Genomic DNA, 15725 nt, shown 5'->3' with positions numbered 1-15725 from the left:
TCCCTGCCCCGCTTCGCCTTCCGCCAGCTAAGGCAGGTTCACGCCGCTGTCAGCCCCGGAAGCGACATCAGTGCCGCCGCCTGCGCCGATGGGCCGGGGGCAGGTTCAGCATCGTGCGGTATTTCGCGACCGTCCGCCGGGCGATGGGGGTGCCGCCCTCGGCCAAAGCCGCGGCAAGGGCGTCGTCGGAAAGCGGATGCTCCGGGTCCTCCCCCGCCACCAGCTTCGCCAGCCGGTCGCGCAGCGCGCCTGCCGCCAGGCCCCCGTCGCGCGCCGCCTTGGTGAAGAGCGCACGCAGCCACCAGGTGCCGCGCGGGGTATCGACCGCGGTGCCCGCGACGACCCGGCTGATCGTGCCCTCGTGCAGGCCCAGCGCCATTGCCACCTCGGCCATGGTCATCGGCACCAGCGCCCCAAGACCGTGTTCGAGGGCAGCGGTCTGCCGGGTCAGTATGTCCTGCCCCACCGACAGAAGCGTTGCGTTCCGCCCCTCTATCATCCGGATCAGCGCCCGCGCCTCGGCCCGTCCCTTGCCCCGGCCTTCGGCGACCGAGACCGAGGGCAGCGCCGAGCGGTTCAGCGAGACGATCCAGCCCGCCGCGCCCTTCTCGGCGATCAGGTCGGGCTCGCGCACCGGGGCGGCATTGACCTCGAACCCGGCGCCCGGTTTCGGGTCATAGCTGCGCAGCCGCCCGAAGGCCTGGCGCAGGTCCGTCAAATCCAGCCCCGCCTCGCGCGCGATGCGGTCGATCTCGCCTTTGGCCAGCAGGTCGAGCCGGGACAGAAGTGCCGCCATGGGCGCGTCGAGTTCCCCCGCCTCTTCGGCTTGCAGCCGCAGGCATTCGGCGAGGTTGCGGGCGAAAAGCCCGGTCGGCTCGGCCCGCTGTTGCAGACGGCTGAGCACGCTTTCCACCGCCGGAACCCCGACCCCCAGTTGCCCCGCAATCGCCGGCAGGGCGCGGCCGATCCAGCCCGAGGGTTCCAGCGCCTCGGCCAGTGCCATGGCGATGCGGGCCTCGGCCTGGGCCAGCCGCAGCGCCTCGATCATGCCAAGCACATGCGAGACAAGGCTCGGCCCCGCGGCTTCCTGCTCGGGCCGGTCGTCCGAGCCGAAGGCCGATTTCCAGCGCGGCAGCCATTCCTGCACCTGCGGCCGGGTCAGGATGATCTGCGGATTCTCCACTGCCGCTTCCTCGAGATAGCGGCTGAGCCCGGCAGCATCGGCGCGCAGGATGCGGATCGAGGTCGCAAGCCCGGTGGTCAGCGCCATGCGCTGCGTCTGATGCACCGAGATGCGGTTGCGGGACTTCATGTGTGGATGGTTTCCACGGACAGCGCGCTGCCGCAAGGGCCTGGGTTGCGCGCTGCTGAGCCCGCACCACCGCAGATGACAAGTGCGTGAGAGCACAACCGTCCGGCTATCGTGACGGAATGCCCCGCCTATAGTGGCCAAGGTAAAGCCAGCGAGGGAGCCAGTACATGAAGTTTGCCAAAGCCTTGATCATCGGTGCCACCCTGTCCGCAGGGGCCGCTTTCGCCGAGGAAGAACGCACGGACCCGAACGCCATCGCGCGCGAGGAGCTGATGGAAACCATCGGCAAGAACGTCGGCATCATCGGCGACATGGCAGGTGGCAAGACCGCCTTCGACGCCGCCGCTGCCGAAGGCGCCAAGGCCGCGCTGGTCGAGGCGACGGGCAAGATCGAGGCCACCTTCAAGGACCAGGGCGCGGCGGACCCGGCCTCGGAAGCCAAGCCGGAGATCTGGGCAAACTGGGACGATTTCCTGAAGAAGGCCAAGGCCGCGAACGATGCCGCGGGCGCGCTGGACGTCGCTTCGGTGGATACGATCAAGGCGGGGATGGGGGCGCTCGGCGGGGCCTGCAAGGACTGCCACACCACCTATCGCATCATGAAGGAATAACGCAGACCCCCGGTGATGCAGCGTCCCGACCGAAAGGCCGGGACGCTTTTCCTGCGGCTTTATCCACACCAGATGCCGGTGATCCGGCCTTGCGCATCGAGGTCGATGTTCAGGCGTGAGGCGCTGTAGTCCTCGGTCACGGCCATGCCCGGCGTGATCACGCGGGTACCGGTCGGCAGGGTCATTGCCGCCAGCACGCCCCGATCCTGGCCGAGGAGGTCCTGCATCCCTGCCGCACCGCAGGCGTCGGGACCTGGCTGGTCCACGCAGGCGGCCAGCACCAGACACAGGACCCCGGCCAGCGCCCCGCGATCAGCCACAGGTCACGCGCTCGATCACGTCGCGGCGGTCAAGCCAGAAGTTCAGCCGCTGGGCGCTGTAGTCCATCGTCACCGCCATGCCGTGCTGGATCACCCGCACGTCCTGGCTGAAGCGCATTCCGTCCAGCACCACGCCGGGGCGACCGACCAGGTATTGCAGTTCGTCCGCGCCGCAGCTGGCCAGCGGGTCGGGGGGCGGCATCGGCACCGGCTCCATCACGCAGGCCGACAGCAGCAGGGGGGTGCAGACAAGCAGGGGAAAGGCGTGTTTCATGGGTCGCATCCTTCATGCTTCGGAGTCGAATCCGTCATTGCTTTACGCCCCAGTTTGGCACAGGTTCCGAAAAATTCTTCAAGGGAGGGAAACCCCATGCGCACCCGTGCCGCCGTTGCCGTCGCCGCAGGCAAGCCATTGCAGGTGATGGAGGTCAACCTCGACGACCCCAAGGAAGGCGAGGTCCTGATCGAGATCAAGGCCACCGGCATCTGCCATACCGACGAATTCACCCTTTCGGGTGCCGACCCGGAAGGCATCTTCCCCTCGATCCTGGGGCATGAAGGCGCGGGGGTGGTGGTGAAATGCGGCCCCGGCGTGAAGACGCTGAAACCGGGCGACCATGTGATCCCGCTCTACACGCCGGAATGCCGGGAATGCCCGTCCTGCCTTTCGCGCAAGACCAACCTCTGCACCGCGATCCGGGACACGCAGGGCAAGGGGCTGATGCCGGACGGGACGACGCGGTTCTCGATGCTGGATGGCACGCCGATCTATCACTACATGGGCTGCTCGACCTTCGCGAACCACACCGTCCTGCCCGAGATCGCGCTGGCCAAGGTCCGCGACGACGCGCCGTTCGACAAGATCTGCTACATCGGCTGCGGTGTCACCACCGGGGTCGGCGCGGTGCTGAACACCGCCAAGGTGGAACAGGGCGCGACGGCGGCTGTGTTCGGGCTGGGCGGGATCGGGCTGAACGTGATCCAGGGGCTGAAGCTGGCGGGCGCGGACAAGATCATCGGCGTCGACATCAACGACGACAAGGAGGAATGGGGCCGCAAGTTCGGGATGACCCATTTCGTCAACCCGACCAAGATCGAGGGCGACGTGGTGGCCCATATCGTCGGCATGACGAAGACGCCCTTCGACAAGATCGGCGGGGTGGACTATTCGTTCGACTGCACCGGCAACGTCAAGGTGATGCGGGCGGCGCTGGAATGCACCCATCGTGGCTGGGGCCAGTCGATCGTGATCGGCGTTGCGCCCGCCGGGGCCACGATCGAGACGCGGCCCTTCCAGCTGGTCACGGGCCGGGTGTGGAAAGGCACCGCCTTCGGCGGCGCGCGCGGCCGGACCGACGTGCCGAAGATCGTCGACTGGTACATGGACGGCAAGATCGAGATCGACTCGATGATCACCCACATCCTGAAGCTGGAAGACATCAACAAGGGCTTCGACCTGATGCACGAGGGCAAGTCGATCCGGGCCGTGGTGGTGTACTAGGCTTGACGGGAGAAAGCCTTCAACCTATCTAGCTAGCTATCTGGCTAGATAGGTGTGCTCATGTGGACTTTGCAGGACGCCAAGAATCGCTTTTCCGAAGTGGTCGAAGCCGCGCTTGGCGGAAGACCGCAGGAAGTGACCCGGCGCGGAAAGCCTGCCGTCGTCGTGCTGTCGGCCAGCGACTACGCGCGTCTCGTCTCGGAGGCGGGCCAACATCGGGGCCGGTTTGCCGACCACCTGCTTGCCTTTCCCGGCGGGGAAATCGACAGGGCCGGGGCACTGCCACGCGACGTTTCCTTCTGATGTTCCTCCTCGACACCAACGTCCTGTCGGCGCTGCGCCGCCCCGACCGCGCACCGCATGTCACCCGCTGGCTGGCCGACAAGCCGGACGATGCACTGTTTCTCAGCGTCATCACCCTTGGCGAAATCGAACGAGGCATCGCCCAGCAGTCCCGTCGCGACCCGGTCTTCGCCGGCGAGCTTCGCGCCTGGCTCGACCGCACCACCCGGCTTTTCGCCGACCGCATCCTGCCCTTCGACGCCCCGGCCGCCCGCATCTGGGGTCAGCTTTCCGCCCGCATCGGCAATACCGGCGCCGATCTCCAGATCGCCGCCATCGCTCTCGCGCTGGACGCGACGGTCGTCACCGGTGACCGCGCCTTCCTCGCCACCGGAGCCAAGGTGCAATCACCTTTCCCCGAACCGCTGGTCTGACCCATGTCCTCCACCCCTGCCCTCCGCGCGCTGGCTGGCCTCGGGATCGAGGTCACGCTGCACCCCTACGCCTATGATCCGAAGGCCGAGGCGACGGGCCTGCAGGCGGCAGAGGCGCTGGGGATCGACCCTGCCGTCATGCTCAAGACCCTGATGGTCGAGATCGACGGCAAGCCCGCCTGCTGCGTCATCCCCTCGGACCGGCAGCTTTCCATGAAGCGCGTTGCCACGGCCTTTGGCGGCAAGTCCGCCGCGATGATGCCCGCGCCGAAGGCCGAGAAGCTGACCGGCTATCATGTCGGCGGCATCTCTCCCTTCGGGCAGAAGCGGGCTGTTCCCACGGCTATCGAGGGCACAGCCTGCACCGCCGCGCGTGTCTGGATCAACGCGGGCCAGCGCGGGCTCCTGCTGTCGCTCACGCCCGAGGCTGCGCTCCGGGCACTTTCCGCGCAGGCCCTGCCGCTGATCGCCTGACGCTTTCCGCTTCCCCCGCCGACCCGGTTCGGCGACAAAGGGAGCACCCCAAGGAGGCCCCGATGCCCGCCGATCCCCGCCTTGCCGTCCTGATCGACGCCGACAACATTCCCGCCCGCCACATCGAGGCCGTGCTCGACGAACTCGCCGCCTATGGCGAACCCTCGGTCCGTCGCGTCTATGGCGACTGGTCCTCCTCCGCACTGGCGCAATGGAAGGAAAAGGCCCGCAGCCTTGGCCTTGTCATGCACCAGCAATCCGCGAACACCAGGGGCAAGAACGCCTCCGACATCGGCCTTGTCATCGATGCGATGGACATATTGCACGCGGGCAAGGTCGACGGCTTCGTTCTGGTGTCGTCGGACAGCGATTTCACCCGGCTTGCCAGCCGCATCCGCGAGGACGGGCTCCAGGTCATAGGGGTGGGCGAGAAGAAGACCCCCGAAAGCCTGCGCAATGTCTGCAACCGCTTCATCTTCCTTGAAAACCTCTCGGCGTCCCCGGAACCCGCGGCCGATGCCCCGGCACCGGCCAGGCCAAGCCGGGCCGAGAAAGACGCGCCCTCGAAAGCCATCCCGCTGATCCTTGCGGCGATGAAGAAGATCGGCGTCGAGGAGGACAGCTATTCTCTCGGCCAGCTCGGCAACGTCCTTGTGCAGCTCTATCCCGACTTCGATCCCCGCAGCTACGGCAGCGCGAAACTCTCCGATCTCCTGAAACGCACCGGGCGCTTCGACGTGACCAAGGGTGAAGGCAATCACCTGATGGTCCGCGACAAGGCCTGACCCCGAGGCCTGACCCCTGGGCCCGATCCGGGGCCTGAGCCTCAGAAGATCGTTGCCAGCCAGTCGGCGAAGGCCTCCACCGCCGGGCGACGCGGGCCACTTGGCAGCACCGCCGCATAGGTCACTTCCGGCAGATCGGCCAGCGGCAGGCGCACCAGGCGCCCGGCCTCCAGATCCGCCCGGCAGATGATCTCGGTCGCCAGCATCGCGCCCAGGCCCTGCCGGCAGGCCGACATCTCCAGATGCGGACTGCCCACCTGCACCCGGTTCAGCCGCGCGGGGTCGATCCCCGTCGCGCCAAGCTGCTCGTTGTCCCAGGGGCTGTCCTCCCCCACGATCCAGGGCAGGGCCTGCAAGTCCATCCGTCGGCCCGCGATCAGCGATGGTGCACAGACCGCCAGCAGCGGAATGCGGGCCAGTGGCCTGATCTCTTCGCCCTGCGGTTCGGTCCAGCCGTCCGACAAGGCCCGGATCGCCATGTCGAAACCATCCCTGGCCAGCTCGACCTTCGACGGAGTGGGCGACAGCGCCACTTCGACCCCGGGATGTTTCGCCCAGAAGTCCGGCAGACGCGGCATGACATGGGTTTCCGCGATGAAGGTCGTCGTGGTGACCCGCACCACCCGCCGCGCCTCGGCCTCGCGCAGGGCGGTGATGCCGGCCGCCACCGTGCCGAACCCCTCGTCCAGCGCGCGGGCGAGCCTTTCACCTGCCTCGGTCAGGCTGACCGTCCGTCCCGTCCGCCTCACGAGCGGCATGCCCAGATCCGCCTCCAACCCGCGCACCGCCTGCGTCACCGCGGCATGGGTGACGTTCAGCACCCGCCCCGCCCCGGCGAAGCTGCCGCTGCGCGCCGTGGCGTCAAAGGCCCGCAACGCGGACAGGGAGGGGAGATCACGCCAGCGCGACACGTAACTTCAACTTTCTTCCCAAGGAAATTGCTGAGTCGAGATATCGCAGGATTTGTGGCAATGACAAAGGGCAATCGAATTCTGGAACGAAAGCCATGAACGGCGTCAACCTCGACCTTCTCCGCATCGCCCCGCGCTCCGCCCACGCGCAACATCTGGCAGAACATCTGGCCGTCCTCCGCGCAGATCGTCGCCAGCGCTGGACCGCAGCCATTGCCCGACTGACGGCCTGGGCCTCGCTGAAACCGCATGTCGCCGCGCAGGCCCCCTGCCGCTGAGGCTATTCGACCTCGACCGTGACCCAGGTCTCGAAGCAGACACCATTCGCGAGCGCCATCACGCCAATCGTCGCCCGACCGCCAAGGCCGCGCTCGCGCCCGAAGACCTCGACGAACAGGTCCGACAGACCCGAGGAGACCTTGTTCACCTCCTCGAACTCCGGCGCGCAGACGACGAAGTTGAGGCTGCGGACAATCCCCTTCACGCGGTCGAGCGACCCCACCGCCTGCCGGATGCCGCCCAGAACGTTCACCCCGGTCCGCCGCGCCGCCTGATAGCCCTGGTCCACCGTCACATCGGCGCCGAGGCGGCCCCTTTGGGTGATCTCGGTGCCCCTTTGCGCGACATGGCCCGACAGGAACAGCAGGCTGCCGACCCGATGATAGGGTTTCATCGTGCCGTAACCCGCGCCGTAATAGCCGTCACGGTCGAAGTCGGGGATGTCGAGGCCCATCTCGATGGCCAGTTTCTCGGGTGATGTCATGTCGGTCTCCTTCCCTGTCATCCTGCCCCGGCCCGCCGATTCGCCGCCATGATTAATCGGTTGCAGGACGTGCGTGCATATCGACGGAATGTAGACGCGATGGGGACGGAAGGAAGACGCCCGGATCGCTGCCGATCCGTCCAATTAATCCAGCGTTCGTCGTGGCTTGCCCGATGCGTGCGGCGCTGAACCGCCCCTCTCTCGAAATCCGCATTCATTTGTCGCGGCTCCCTCCCTACCTTGGCCGGAAAGGAGCTTCCCATGACCCCCATCTCTCTCGGCCTCGACACGTTCGGCGACGTCTCGGTCGGTCCTGACGGCCAGCCGCAAAGCATGGACCGCGTGCTGCGCGAAGTCCTGGACCAGGCCACGCTCGCCGATGAAATCGGCATTGATTTCATTGGCCTTGGCGAACACCACCGCCCCGATTTCGCGATTTCCTCACCCGAGATCGTGCTGGCCGCCATCGCCGGGCGCACCAGCCGGATCAAGCTCGGCACCGCCGTCACGGTGCTGTCGACCGACGACCCGGTCCGCGTCTTCCAGCGGTTTTCCACGCTCAACGCCCTGTCGAACGGCCGGGCGGAGCCGATCCTCGGGCGCGGGTCGTTTACCGAAAGCTATCCGCTCTTCGGGCATGACCTGCACGACTACGACCAGCTCTTCGAGGAGCGCCTTGACCTCTTCGCCAAGCTCCTGCGCGAGCCGCGCGTGACTTGGTCGGGCGAAACCCGTAGCGCCTTGAAAGACCAGCAGGTTTTCCCGCCGCTGGGCCAGCCGATGACGGTCTGGGTTGGCGTCGGCGGCAGCCCTGAAAGCGTGGTGCGGGTGGTGCGGCAGGACCTGCAACTGATGCTGGCGATCATCGGCGGCGATGCGGCGCGCTTTGCGCCTTATGTCGACCTCTACCAGCGCGCCTGCGCCCAGTTGGAGAAACCCGTGCGGCCCATCGGCGTCCACTCGCCCGGTTTCGTTGCGGAAACGGATGAAATCGCGCAGGAAAAGCTTTGGCCGCATTATGCCGAGATGTTCGGTCGCATCGGCAAGGAACGGGGCTGGCCGCCGGTGACGAAGGACCGCTACCTGGGCGAAGTTCACCACGGCGCGCTGTATGTGGGCTCGCCCGAGACGGTGGCGCGGAAGATCGCGAAGACCGTGAAGACGCTGGGAATCCAGCGGTTCGACATGAAATACTCCACCGGTCCCGTCCCGCATGCCGACCTGATGGACTGCATCCGGCTTTATGGCGAGAAGGTCATCCCGATGGTGCAGGACATGCTGGCCGACAAGGCGGCCTAGGCCCCAAGATGTTGGCGGCCCCGCCTGGCTGCCAACATCATCTGGCGGTGCCTTTCCCGGAACCGCGCCCGGTCGGCGGTCGAGTATTCCTCGACGCAGGCCGGGCAGCAGACCCCTTCCTCATACTCCGGTGCGGCCTGATCCGCCTCTGTCACCGGCCTCCGGCAGGCGCCGCAGACCTTCAGGCCCCCCGGCACCAGCCCGTGCCCGACCGACACCCGGTCGTCGAAGAGGAAGCACTGGCCCAGCCACAGGCTCTCCGCCTCCGGGACCTCTTCCAGGTACTTCAGGATGCCGCCCTTCAGGTGGTAGACCTGATTGACCCCTTGCCCCAGAAGGTAGTTCGTCGACTTCTCGCAACGGATGCCCCCGGTGCAGAACATCGCGATCCGCTTGCCCGCGAAGCGGTCGCGGTTCGCCTGCCACCAATCGGGAAACTCGCCAAAGGCTCGCGTATCGGGGTCCACCGCCCCCCGGAACGTGCCGATGGCCACCTCGTAGTCGTTCCGCGTGTCGATCAGCACGGTATCGGGGTCCGAGATCAGCGCGTTCCAGTCGGCAGGCGCGACATAGTTCCCGACTCGGGCAAGGGGGTCCACGCCGGGCTGCCCCATGGTCACGATCTCGCGCTTCAGCTTCACCTTCATCCGCCCGAATGGCATTGCCTCGGCAAAACTTTCCTTCCACTCCAACCCTTCACAGCCCGGCAGGGCGCGGATCGCGGCCAAGGCGGCGTCGATCCCTTCGCGGGTCCCGGCAATGGTGCCGTTGATCCCCTCTGGCGCCAGCAGCAGCGACCCCCTCACGCCATGCGTCTCGCAAACCTCCAGGAGCCCCGGTTTCAGGGCAGCGGGATCGGGGAAGCGGGTGAAGTGATACAGCGCAGCGACGGTCAGCATGGCCCCCCTTTGCGCCCAACCTCCCGGAATTTCAAGCGCTTCGCTTGACGCACCCCGCCCCCGGACCTAACCAAGGAGGGATGATCCGGGGGAGGCCGCCATGAGAGCCGCGAACGAAGCGCTGATCGTGATCGACGTGCAGAACGACTTCTGCCCCGGCGGCGCCCTGGCCGTGGCGGGGGGCGATGAAATCATCAGTCGGATCAATGGGTTGATGACGGAGTTCCCGACCGTTGTGCTGACACAGGATTGGCATCCGGCCGACCACACCTCCTTTGCCGACAACCATCCGGGGGCCGAGCCCTTCAGCCTGATCGACATGCCCTACGGGCCGCAGGTGCTGTGGCCCACCCATTGCGTGCAGGGTACGGAAGGGGCCGAGATCCACTGGACTTTGCGCACCGATCCCGCGCAACTGATTGTCCGCAAAGGCTTTCGCGCCGGGATCGACAGCTATTCCGCGTTCTTCGAGAACGACCACAGCACGCCCACCGGGCTGGAAGGCTATCTGAGGAGCCGGGGGGTGACGGCGCTCACGCTGGTCGGCCTCGCCACCGATTACTGCGTCGCCTATTCCGCGCTGGACGCGGCGCGACTGGGATTCAAGGCGACCGTGCTGGAAGGCGCGACCCGGGCCATCGACCTGAACGGCAGCCTGGCCGAAGCGCGGGACAAGATGCGCGCGGCCGGCGTCGCGCTGGAGGCATAGATGGTGGATATCGCGACGCGGGTCTGGGACCACAAGTGGAAGATCGACCCGATCGTGCGGTCGCTGATCGACACCGACTTCTACAAGCTGTTGATGTGCCAATCGATTTTCCGAAACAAGCCGGACACCAACGTGGTGTTCTCGCTCATCAACCGCTCGACCAAGGTGCGCCTCGCCGACCTGATCGACGAGGGCGAGTTGCGCGAGCAGCTTGACCATGTGCGCACCGTCTCATTGACGCGGGGGGAAAGCACCTGGCTGCGGGGGAACACCTTCTATGGCAAGCGGCAGATGTTCCGCCCTGATTTCATGGAATGGTTCGAGGGGTTGCGCCTGCCCGCCTATCACCTGGAAAAGCGCGACGGGCAGTTCGAGCTGACCTTCGAGGGGCGCTGGCCCGAGGTCATGCTGTGGGAAATCCCGGCGCTGGCGGTGCTGATGGAGCTGCGCAGCCGCGCCGTGCTGAACGACATGGGCAAGTTCGAGCTGCAGGTGCTTTATGCCCGCGCGATGACCCGGCTTTGGGAGAAGATCGAGCGGCTGAAGAAGATCGACGGGCTGAAGATCGCCGATTTCGGAACCCGACGACGGCACGGGTTCCTGTGGCAGGACTGGTGTGTGCAGGCGATGCAGGAGGGGCTGGGATCGAAGTTCACCGGCACCTCGAACTGCCGCATCGCCATGCGCCGCGATATCGAGGCCATCGGGACCAATGCGCATGAATTGCCGATGGTTTACAGTGCCCTGGCCAATTCAGATGAGGAGCTGCGCCAGGCCCCGTATCGCGTTCTGGCCGACTGGCAGGAAGAGCATGAGGGCAACCTGCGGATCATCCTGCCCGACACCTATGGCACCGAGGGCTTCCTGAAGAACGCGCCTGACTGGCTGGCGGGCTGGACCGGCATCCGCATCGATTCCGGCGATCCGGCGAAGGGGGCGGAGATCGCGATCCGCTGGTGGCAGGAGCGCGGCGAGGATCCGCGGCAGAAGCTGGTCATCTTCTCGGACGGGCTGGACGTCGATACCATCGAACAGCTCTACGCGCAGTTCCACGGACGGGTGAAGGTCTCCTTCGGCTGGGGCACCATGCTGACCAACGACTTTCGCGGGCTGGTCGCAGGCGATGCGCTGGCGCCGTTCAGCCTGGTCTGCAAGGCGCTGTCGGCGAACGGTCGGCCCACGGTGAAACTGTCGGACAACCCGGCCAAGGCCATGGGCCCGAAGGACGAGATCGAACGCTACAAACGCGTCTTCGGTGTGGGCCAGCAGGAGGCGCAGGAAGTGCTGGTCTGACCGACGTCAGGTGCCGATGAACAACTCGCCGATCCCGTAGAACACCGCGCCCATGATTGCGGCGGCGGGAATGGTGATGACCCAGGCCCAGACGATACGGCTCGCCAACCCCCAGCGCACGGCATGGACCCTGCGGGCGGCACCCACGCCGACGATGGAGGAGGTGATCGTGTGGGTGGTCGAGACCGGGATGCCCATATAGGTCGCCGCGAACAGGGTCAACGCCCCGGCGCTTTCGGCGCAGGCACCCTGCATCGGGGTCAGCCGGGTGATCTTCGACCCCATCGTATGCACGATGCGCCAGCCGCCCAGCATGGTGCCGATGCCCATGATGGTGAAGCAGGACAGGACGACCCAGGCCGGGACGGTGAATTCCGTGTAGTAGCCGTTGGCGTAGAGGAGCACGGCGATGATCCCGGCGGTCTTCTGCGCGTCGTTCGAGCCGTGGCCGATGGAATAGAGCGCCGAGGTCAGAAGCTGGAGCTTGCGGAAGATGCCGTCGGTGCGGGCCGGATTGGCGCGGACGAAAAGCCAGCTGATCAGCACCACCAGAAGGATGCCGAGGACGAAGCCCGTCACCGGCGACAGCACGATGGCGACCAGCGTCTTCGACAGACCCGCCCACTGGATCGCCGGGAAGCCCGCCTTGGCGACGCCTGCCCCGATGATGCCGCCGACCAGAGCATGCGAGGAGGATGAGGGGATCCCCAGCCGCCAGGTGATGACGTTCCAGACAATCGCGCCCATCAGCGCGCCGAAGATCACCGCGTTCGTGACCATGTCAGGGTCGATCAGCCCCTTGCCGATGGTCGAGGCGACCTTGGCCTCGAAGCCGAAATGGTGGCCGATGAAATAGGCGGCGAAGTTGAAGAAGGCGGCCCAGAGGACCGCCAGGAAGGGCGACAATACCCGCGTCGAAACGATGGTGGCGATGGAGTTCGCCGCATCGTGCATCCCGTTCAGAAGGTCGAACAGGAAGGCGATGCCGATCAGGAAGACCAGCAGGAAGGTGACGGAACCGGCGTCCATGGCGCGCCCTATACGTGCTCGATGACAATGTCGCTCATGACGTGAGCCACGTCCTCGAAGCGGTCGCAGACCTTTTCCAGCCGGTCGAAAAGCTCGGCCCCGATCACGAAGTCCAGCGCCTGATCCTTCGGGGTGGCCTTGAACAGCTCTTTCAGCCCCGTGTCATACATCTGGTCCGACTGTTCCTCGATCCGGCTGATCTCGCCGACCATCTGGTGCAACTGGCTGGAATGCGCGCCGATGTTGCGCATCAGCGGCAGGGCGTCGGCAACGATATTGGCCAAGAGGATGATCCGGTCGCCCATCGCCCGCATGTTGGGCTGGAAGGCGGCCACGTCATACAGCATCACCGTCTTGCCCGTCTTGTTCATCTGGTCGATGGCATCGTCCAGCGAGGTCGACAGCGCCTTGATGTCGGACCGGTCGAAGGGGGTGATGAAGCTGCGGCGGATCGACTGCATCACCTCGTAGCTGATCTGGTCGGCCTCTTCCTCCTGCGTGGAGAGGCGCGTGCACTTGTCCGCCGTATCGGGGCCGCCGTCCAGGATGGCCCGCAGGGTCTGCGCCGCCTCTTGCGCCTTGTGGGCCTGGGCCTCGAACAGGTCGAAGAAATTGTCCGACCGCGGCATGATGGCCTTGATGAGCTTGAACATGGCGACTCTCCGGGCGTGGGCCTGCGTTCCGGCGCTCCGACTAGCCGTTCACAAAAGTTTCCGCAATCCGTTACATGAGTGTCACACGGGTCCGAGGACCTGTTCCGCGACCATGACCGCCCGCGCAAGGTGACTTTTGTGGATAGGGTCATCGGGCTGGAGGCGCGGCATGGTCCAGCCGACCGAGGCGAGCGTGCGGGCAAGGGTGAACGTCCGGACCATCGCTTCGTCGGTCGTGCCGTAGCCCGCCATCAGCGCCTCGCGCAACTGCGGCTGCTGCGGGTGGAAGACCGTTTGCACCAGAGCGGTGCCGAGGTCGTATAGCCGGAAGCCGAAGCCTGAATCGTCAAAGTCGATCAGCGATACCGAACGGCCGTTCACCAGCACATTCTCGCGCAGCACGTCGGCATGGATCAGGCCGAGCTCGCCCGACAGTCGCTCGCGCAGGGCGTCGCGGGCGCGGATCAGCACCCCGCGCTGATCCGGGGTGGCGGCGGGATGGTCCCAGAAGCGGCCCCAGAACGGGGTTTCGCCGACAAGGCCATCGAGGTCCCAGAGGGGGCGGGTGAAGCCTTCGGGCAGGGTCATCCAATCCGTCGCCCGGTGCACGCGGGCCAGCAGCGCGCCGAGGCTGTGGTAGAGGTCCAGCACCTGCGGCAACGGGCGGCTGAAAGGCTTCGCCGCCTCGCCCAGGGCCTCGCCCTCGATCCAGGCGATGACCGACGCATGGCGGCCATCCGGCAGGCTGACGAGGAGCTGTCCGTCGCGGGCCGGCAGGGCCGCGGGGACGGGCAGGCCCGCGCGGGCCAGTTCGGCGCACCACCAAAGCTCGGACCGGATGGCGGCGGGCGACTGGTAGCCCGCGCGGTGCAGGCGCAGCGCGGCGCGGTCGCCCGAGGGCAGGACGCATTCACAGACGTGGTTCTCGCGGTCGCGCAGGGTGCGGAGGATGCGGGCGCCCCAGGCCTCTGCTGCGATTTCGGCTGCGGTCATTCCTCGTCCCCCACCTTGCCGCGCAGGGCCTTGACCTCGCCGCGCTGGGTCTTGGCCGCGATGCGACGGCGCTGGCTGCCGAGCGTTGGCTTGGTGGCGATCCGCCGCTTCGGCGCGACCAGTGCGGCACGGATCATCTCCACCAGCCGCTCCCGTGCGATGTCGCGATTGCGGGCCTGGCTGCGGGTTTCATCGACCTGGATCACGATGGCGCCTTCGGTGGTCCAGCGCCGCCCGGCCAGCTTCCTCAGCCGCGCCTTCACGCCGGGCGCCAGATGCGGCGACCGCTCCGCCTCGAAGCGCAGTTCGACGGCGGTCGAGACCTTGTTGACGTTCTGGCCGCCGGGGCCGGAGGCCCGCATGAAGCTTTCGGTGAGTTCCCATTCGGCGATGGTAAGGGTTTCGGTGACGTGCAGCATGGGTCAGGTCTTGGTTGCGGGGCGCGGGCACAATTCTTCTGCGAAGAATTGCGGGCCGGAATTCTTCGCAGAAGAATTTTGTATCGGCCAGGAGAAATAGAGAAAGGGTTGCCCTGCTCAGGCAACCCTTTCCGAGATCCAAGGAGATGGGCCAGTTAGGCATCCAAATCCAATCGGTGGTTTATTTCCCAGGGGCTGCCCTTAGAAAATACGCCCTCCGACTGTCCCGACACCTCTCTCCAATATCACTCTAGACACTGGATCACCTCCTTTCAAATGGTTGCCGATAGGGGGAGGGTGACACAGATTTTGTGTTTGTCAAAACAAATCACGCAACCCTTGTGGCGAGCTTTGCCAGTGCCAATCGAAATGGCAACAATGCCACCCCGGCAAGCAGAAGCTTCACCAGCCAGTCACCAACCGCCAGCGAAACCCAGAACGGCGCCTCGGGACCAATGCCGAGAAGCGGGGCGGGTTGCGTCGCCCAGGACACGTCGACGCCGGGTTCCAGGAAGGTGAACGCCGCCGAGAAGGCGATGGTGAAGAAGATCGCCGTGTCGAGGGTGGAGGAGATCACCGGCGAGATCAGCGGCGCCTTCCACCACAGGCCCCGGCGGAAGCGGTTGAAGATGGTGATGTCCAGAAGCTGCGCCGACAGGAATGCCGCGCCAGAGCCGAGGGCGATGCGGAAGGTGACAAGCGGGCCGAACTCGCCCTGCACCTGCGTGCCGATGAAGGAGCAGACGATCCCGGTGACGAACCCCACAAGCACCACCTTGCGGGCGGCGGCGGAGCCTTCGAAGCGGTTGACGATCTCGTTCACCAGGAAAGCGAAAGGATAGGTGAAGGCCCCCCAGGTCAGAAAAGCCCCGAGCGGGTATTGGACAAGGATGTTGGAGGCGACGACGATGATCGCCATGGCGATGACGCCGGGCAGAAAGATGCGCATGTGCTGTTCCGTTTTGGCAAGGTCGCGGAGACTTGGCCCCCACCATCGGGGCGGGAGCGGGCGCGATCTATGCCGACGGAAGGCCCAAG

The 15725-nt window shown here is 66.1% G+C and carries 21 protein-coding genes; 10 read left to right on the top strand and 11 right to left on the bottom strand.

The window, feature by feature from the left end; translation table 11 throughout:
• Positions 1–67: 67 nt before the first annotated feature.
• Positions 68–1312 (bottom strand): RNA polymerase sigma-54 factor, encoded by a 1245-nt coding sequence (locus tag JNJ68_RS18625; protein WP_294985025.1) that lies wholly within the window; start codon positions 1310–1312, stop codon positions 68–70.
• 167 nt (positions 1313–1479) lie between these two features.
• Here JNJ68_RS18625 and JNJ68_RS18620 point away from each other — a divergent pair, with 167 nt between their 5' ends.
• Positions 1480–1923 (top strand): cytochrome c, encoded by a 444-nt coding sequence (locus JNJ68_RS18620; RefSeq protein WP_294985022.1) that lies wholly within the window; start codon positions 1480–1482, stop codon positions 1921–1923.
• Between the two features lie 59 nt (positions 1924–1982).
• On the opposite strand, the gene JNJ68_RS18615 is transcribed toward JNJ68_RS18620, so the two are convergent.
• Both JNJ68_RS18615 and JNJ68_RS18610 read right to left on the bottom strand, forming a co-directional pair.
• Complete coding sequence (locus tag JNJ68_RS18615) at positions 1983–2243, bottom strand: I78 family peptidase inhibitor (RefSeq protein ID WP_294985019.1); 261 nt, start codon at positions 2241–2243, stop codon at positions 1983–1985.
• Entirely contained in the window at positions 2236–2517 is a 282-nt protein-coding gene (locus JNJ68_RS18610) for an I78 family peptidase inhibitor (RefSeq protein WP_294985017.1), read from the bottom strand. The genes JNJ68_RS18615 and JNJ68_RS18610 overlap by 8 nt, the downstream gene beginning before the upstream one ends.
• A 96-nt stretch (positions 2518–2613) precedes the next feature.
• Between JNJ68_RS18610 and JNJ68_RS18605 the strand changes: the two genes are divergently transcribed.
• The 5 genes from JNJ68_RS18605 (at position 2614) to JNJ68_RS18585 (ending at position 5719) form a co-directional block, all read left to right on the top strand.
• Positions 2614–3744, top strand: a complete 1131-nt coding sequence (locus JNJ68_RS18605) for an S-(hydroxymethyl)glutathione dehydrogenase/class III alcohol dehydrogenase (protein ID WP_294985014.1) — start codon at positions 2614–2616, stop codon at positions 3742–3744.
• A gap of 60 nt (positions 3745–3804) precedes the next feature.
• Positions 3805–4047 (top strand): type II toxin-antitoxin system Phd/YefM family antitoxin, encoded by a 243-nt coding sequence (locus JNJ68_RS18600; RefSeq protein ID WP_294985011.1) that lies wholly within the window; start codon positions 3805–3807, stop codon positions 4045–4047.
• The gene (locus tag JNJ68_RS18595; RefSeq protein ID WP_294985008.1) at positions 4047–4460 is read left to right on the top strand and encodes a type II toxin-antitoxin system VapC family toxin; all 414 of its coding nucleotides are present in this window, start codon (positions 4047–4049) and stop codon (positions 4458–4460) included. Before JNJ68_RS18600 ends, JNJ68_RS18595 begins: the two co-directional genes overlap by 1 nt.
• A 3-nt stretch (positions 4461–4463) precedes the next feature.
• Positions 4464–4934, top strand: coding sequence for a Cys-tRNA(Pro) deacylase (gene ybaK, locus JNJ68_RS18590; protein WP_294985005.1), 471 nt, complete (start codon positions 4464–4466; stop codon positions 4932–4934).
• 62 nt (positions 4935–4996) lie between these two features.
• Positions 4997–5719: an NYN domain-containing protein gene (locus tag JNJ68_RS18585; protein ID WP_294985003.1), complete on the top strand. Its 723-nt coding sequence runs from the start codon at positions 4997–4999 to the stop codon at positions 5717–5719.
• 41 nt (positions 5720–5760) lie between these two features.
• Here JNJ68_RS18585 and JNJ68_RS18580 read toward each other — a convergent pair whose 3' ends face one another.
• A complete protein-coding gene (locus JNJ68_RS18580) occupies positions 5761–6630 on the bottom strand; it encodes a LysR substrate-binding domain-containing protein (RefSeq protein WP_294985000.1) in 870 nt (289 codons plus the stop codon).
• A gap of 95 nt (positions 6631–6725) precedes the next feature.
• Here JNJ68_RS18580 and JNJ68_RS18575 point away from each other — a divergent pair, with 95 nt between their 5' ends.
• Entirely contained in the window at positions 6726–6908 is a 183-nt protein-coding gene (locus tag JNJ68_RS18575; RefSeq protein ID WP_294984998.1) for a hypothetical protein, read from the top strand.
• A 2-nt stretch (positions 6909–6910) separates the two neighbouring features.
• Here JNJ68_RS18575 and JNJ68_RS18570 read toward each other — a convergent pair whose 3' ends face one another.
• Entirely contained in the window at positions 6911–7393 is a 483-nt protein-coding gene (locus JNJ68_RS18570) for a RidA family protein (protein WP_294984995.1), read from the bottom strand.
• Between the two features lie 261 nt (positions 7394–7654).
• Between JNJ68_RS18570 and JNJ68_RS18565 the strand changes: the two genes are divergently transcribed.
• Entirely contained in the window at positions 7655–8692 is a 1038-nt protein-coding gene (locus tag JNJ68_RS18565; protein WP_294984993.1) for an LLM class flavin-dependent oxidoreductase, read from the top strand.
• On the opposite strand, the gene JNJ68_RS18560 is transcribed toward JNJ68_RS18565, so the two are convergent.
• A complete protein-coding gene (locus JNJ68_RS18560; protein ID WP_294984990.1) occupies positions 8689–9591 on the bottom strand; it encodes a rhodanese-related sulfurtransferase in 903 nt (300 codons plus the stop codon). The two genes, JNJ68_RS18565 and JNJ68_RS18560, sit on opposite strands and share 4 nt — an antisense overlap.
• Before the next feature lie 100 nt (positions 9592–9691).
• Here JNJ68_RS18560 and pncA point away from each other — a divergent pair, with 100 nt between their 5' ends.
• Entirely contained in the window at positions 9692–10300 is a 609-nt protein-coding gene (gene pncA, locus JNJ68_RS18555; RefSeq protein WP_294984987.1) for a bifunctional nicotinamidase/pyrazinamidase, read from the top strand.
• Entirely contained in the window at positions 10301–11593 is a 1293-nt protein-coding gene (gene pncB / locus JNJ68_RS18550; protein ID WP_294984984.1) for a nicotinate phosphoribosyltransferase, read from the top strand.
• A gap of 6 nt (positions 11594–11599) precedes the next feature.
• Here the strand turns inward: pncB and JNJ68_RS18545 are convergent, their stop codons facing one another.
• From JNJ68_RS18545 to JNJ68_RS18525, 5 genes are all read right to left on the bottom strand, one after another.
• Positions 11600–12622 carry an inorganic phosphate transporter gene (locus tag JNJ68_RS18545; RefSeq protein WP_294984981.1) on the bottom strand — a complete coding sequence of 341 codons (1023 nt, stop codon included), beginning with the start codon at positions 12620–12622 and terminating at the stop codon, positions 11600–11602.
• A gap of 8 nt (positions 12623–12630) precedes the next feature.
• A complete protein-coding gene (locus JNJ68_RS18540; protein WP_294984978.1) occupies positions 12631–13275 on the bottom strand; it encodes a DUF47 family protein in 645 nt (214 codons plus the stop codon).
• Positions 13276–13356: 81 nt separating this feature from the next.
• Positions 13357–14268: a phosphotransferase gene (locus tag JNJ68_RS18535; RefSeq protein WP_294984977.1), complete on the bottom strand. Its 912-nt coding sequence runs from the start codon at positions 14266–14268 to the stop codon at positions 13357–13359.
• Positions 14265–14687: an alternative ribosome rescue aminoacyl-tRNA hydrolase ArfB gene (arfB, locus tag JNJ68_RS18530; protein WP_294984974.1), complete on the bottom strand. Its 423-nt coding sequence runs from the start codon at positions 14685–14687 to the stop codon at positions 14265–14267. The genes JNJ68_RS18535 and arfB overlap by 4 nt, the downstream gene beginning before the upstream one ends.
• A 328-nt stretch (positions 14688–15015) precedes the next feature.
• Positions 15016–15636 (bottom strand): queuosine precursor transporter, encoded by a 621-nt coding sequence (locus JNJ68_RS18525; protein WP_294984971.1) that lies wholly within the window; start codon positions 15634–15636, stop codon positions 15016–15018.
• Between the last annotated feature and the right edge of the window lie 89 nt (positions 15637–15725).

Origin of the sequence: Tabrizicola sp. (assembly GCF_016793705.1) — a bacterium.
Lineage (GTDB): Bacteria > Pseudomonadota > Alphaproteobacteria > Rhodobacterales > Rhodobacteraceae > Tabrizicola.
This window is presented reverse-complemented; position numbering and strand designations above follow the sequence as displayed.